At 68.6% G+C, this 2,997-nt stretch carries 5 protein-coding genes; 2 read left to right on the forward strand and 3 right to left on the reverse strand.

Annotated features, from left to right (window positions below):
• The 3 genes from JOY90_RS38315 to JOY90_RS38325 all read right to left on the reverse strand — a co-directional run.
• Nucleotides 1-676: alpha/beta fold hydrolase (locus JOY90_RS38315; protein WP_291696272.1), on the reverse strand; the 676-nt coding region annotated here is incomplete at its 3' end.
• A gap of 4 nt (nucleotides 677-680) precedes the next feature.
• Nucleotides 681-1,214, reverse strand: a complete 534-nt coding sequence (locus tag JOY90_RS38320) for a DNA starvation/stationary phase protection protein (RefSeq protein WP_291696273.1) — start codon at nucleotides 1,212-1,214, stop codon at nucleotides 681-683.
• A 152-nt stretch (nucleotides 1,215-1,366) separates the two neighbouring features.
• Nucleotides 1,367-2,029 carry a response regulator gene (locus JOY90_RS38325; protein ID WP_291696274.1) on the reverse strand — a complete coding sequence of 221 codons (663 nt, stop codon included), beginning with the start codon at nucleotides 2,027-2,029 and terminating at the stop codon, nucleotides 1,367-1,369.
• Between the two features lie 219 nt (nucleotides 2,030-2,248).
• Here JOY90_RS38325 and JOY90_RS38330 point away from each other — a divergent pair, with 219 nt between their 5' ends.
• Together JOY90_RS38330 and JOY90_RS38335 are read left to right on the forward strand one after the other, a co-directional pair.
• A complete protein-coding gene (locus tag JOY90_RS38330) occupies nucleotides 2,249-2,647 on the forward strand; it encodes a response regulator (protein ID WP_291696275.1) in 399 nt (132 codons plus the stop codon).
• Nucleotides 2,648-2,662: 15 nt separating this feature from the next.
• Nucleotides 2,663-2,997 (forward strand): MASE4 domain-containing protein (locus JOY90_RS38335; protein WP_291696276.1); only part of this gene is annotated, 335 nt, incomplete at its 3' end.

Here is a 2,997-nt window from a genome sequence, read left to right on the forward strand (position 1 = left end):
GGTATTGCCGAAACGTGGCGCGTGTCACCACATCCGGGACGGTGTGGTCCGCCGTCCCGGAGATCAGCAGGAGCGGCCCGCGCTGCTGATTGGCCGTGTCGACCGCCGATGCGGCATGCGTCGTGAAGTTGGCAAGAGCCGCCTCGAAGAGCGGTTTCGCCGGCGAAGGGATCGCCCACCGGTCATAGAGTTCGTCGGATTCCGTCGCACTGAGCGCGTTGCCGAAGCCGAAGCGGAACTCCTCCCGAGTCAGCGACACCGCGCGGCCGCGATTGAGCGGATTCGCGAGCGCCGGCAGCGCGGCGCGCAACTGCGCAAGTGGCAGGGGCAGGACCCCCCTGATCTGTGCCGGGTCGATGGCGATGGCCGCGCGCCCGACACCTTCCCCGAGCATCTTCTCGACGATGAGGCCACCCAGGGAGTGGCCGACCAGGATCGGCGGTGCAGGGAGCGCCGCGACGACGCTCCCAATGTGGTCGGCGATGTCGTCGATGCCGCGGTTGGCGACGCGCTGGGGATCCCCGCGCGATGCCTCGACGGTGGGGTGCTCGCCCGGCCAACCGGGAGCGACCGGCGCGTAGCCCGCCGCCTCGAAGGCCTCGAGCCACGGCTGCCAGGACGCGGCGTGCAGCCACAGGCCGTGCACGAACACGACCGGGATGCGCTTGGCGGCCATGGAGTCACCGGCCGCTCGCGTCCGCCGGCCGGCCGGCCTCGAACAGGAACCACGTGCGACGCTCGGTCTCGTCAATCCAGACCTCGATCAGGCTCGCAGTCGCGATGTCGCGGTGCTTGTCGCAAGCCTCGTGCGCCGAGCGCAAGCGAGCGACGAGCGCCACGTTGTCCTCGCGCAGCTCCGCGAGCATGTCGGACGGCTCGACGTACTCGGCGTCGTTGTCGGCAACGCGCTGCAGCCGCGCGATGTGGCCGATCGAGCGCAGGGTGGTGCCGCCGAGCTTGCGGATGCGCTCGGCGACGGGGTCGGTCATCGCATAGAGCTGGTCGGCCTGCTCGTCGAGCATCAGGTGGTAGTCGTGGAAGTGCGGGCCGCTCACGTGCCAGTGGAAGTTCTTCGTCTTCAGGTAGAGCGCGAAGACGTCGGCGAGGATGCCGTTGAGGGCGCCGGTGATGTCGCGTGTTGCATCGCGCGAAAGGTCGGTCGGAGTGTGAAGCGGCGCGGCGCGCCGCGGCGTGGCGGAAGATGGGGTCGTCATGGGTCCTCCAGGGCAGGAAGCGGCCGCGCCGACGGCGGTCCGCGCTTCTCGGTTCTACCCAGCTCCGCTCCCGGGCGCCCCTGTCTTACGGATGAGACGGCACCAGCCTTCGTGAGGAGCCGGCACCGGACCGCCGGTTGCAAACCCTCTGCCTACAGCGACTCGCGCCCTCGCGTCGGGCCGACGCCCAGCCGCGCCGAAATCGTCACGAGGTCGGGCAGCGACGCGGCCTGCATCTTGCGCATCATGCTTCCGCGATGCGCCTTCACGGTGACTTCGCTGATGCCGAGCTCGCTTCCCACCTGCTTGTTCATGAGTCCGGCGACGACGAGGGCCATCACCTGGCGCTCGCGCGCACTGAGCGAGGCATAGCGCTCGCGCAACACCTCAATCTCGGCCTCGTTCGCGAGCGCTGTCCGGCTTCGCTCAAGCGCCGCCCCGATGGCGTCGAGCAGCACGCCGGCATCCAACGGCTTGAGCAGGAATTCGACGGCGCCGGCCTTCATCGCCTTGACCGTGCGCGGCACATCCTCATGACCGGTGACGAAGATGATCGGCAGCTCCGGTCGCTCGGCGACGACCCGCTGCTGAAGCTCCAGGCCATCCAGCCCGGGCATGGCGACGTCGAGGACCAGGCAGCTCGGCATGCGAAGCCGCGGCCGAGCAAGGAACTCGTTCGCCGACGCGCACGTCTGCGTGCGCCATCCGGCCGAGCCGATCAGCAGCTCGAGCGCGTCGCGTACCGAGGCATCGTCGTCGACGACGAAGACGACCGGCGCGTCCCCCTGCTCGCCATCCTCCTCGATGCCGGACATGCCAGTCACACTCCGTTCTCGGCGTCGCCAGGCCGCTCACGGCAAGACTACTCCTGGTGACCCGCCAGGACGCAAGCCGCCTCCTGCGGGCGCATCCGCCCTCAGTCGTACCGGGAGGCCATTCCTCGGGCAGGCCCTGGATGTGACGCCGGCGGCAGATGACGCCGTACGATCACGGAACGCGACACCTGTGTCCAGGCAGGCGCTCGTGCCCACGCGATGACCTCGACGGCCCCCGCGCCCGTGATCTCGATCGTCGACGACGATGAATCGGTGCGCCTCGCCACCGAGCTCTTCATGGCGTCGCTCGGCTACCGGACCCATCTGTTCTCGTCGGCGGAGGAGTTCCTGCGATCATCGCGTGCAGAGGAGACGTCCTGCCTCATCATCGACGTGCAGATGCCGGAGATGGACGGCATCGAGCTGCAGGCGGCCCTGAAGGCGCGCGGCCGCGAGATTCCGACGATCTTCATCACGGCATTTCCGACTGAGGACATCGCGACCCGTGCCCGCGCAGCCGGTGCGGTCTGCTTCCTCACAAAGCCATTCAAGGCGACGGCGCTGATCGGCTGCATCGAATCGGCCCTGGAGCAAGGCGCTGGTGGCGGGAAGACCTGACGCCGCGCAAACTCGATGGTGGACGCATCCCCGATCGCACCCGAAGAGCAGGCCTTCATCCTCTCCACGTCGCCGCCCGGCCCGGCGCAAAGAAGACTGGCTCTCGCCCTCGTTGCGATCATCCTCGCGGCCTGCCTGCTCATTGCGGGCCCGCTCGCCGGCGTACGGACCACTCCGTCCACCGCCTTCGTGCCTGCGTACGCGACGGCGATGTTCGTGAACGATTCGATCACGGCGATCCTGCTGTTCGTCCAGTTCCGGATCCTGCGCTCCCGCGCCATCCTCGTGCTCGCGAGCGGCTACAGCTTTTCCGCCCTCATCCTGATCCCGTGGATCCTTGCCTTCCCAGG

The organism is Bradyrhizobium sp. (assembly GCF_019242285.1).
GTDB lineage: Bacteria > Pseudomonadota > Alphaproteobacteria > Rhizobiales > Xanthobacteraceae > Bradyrhizobium.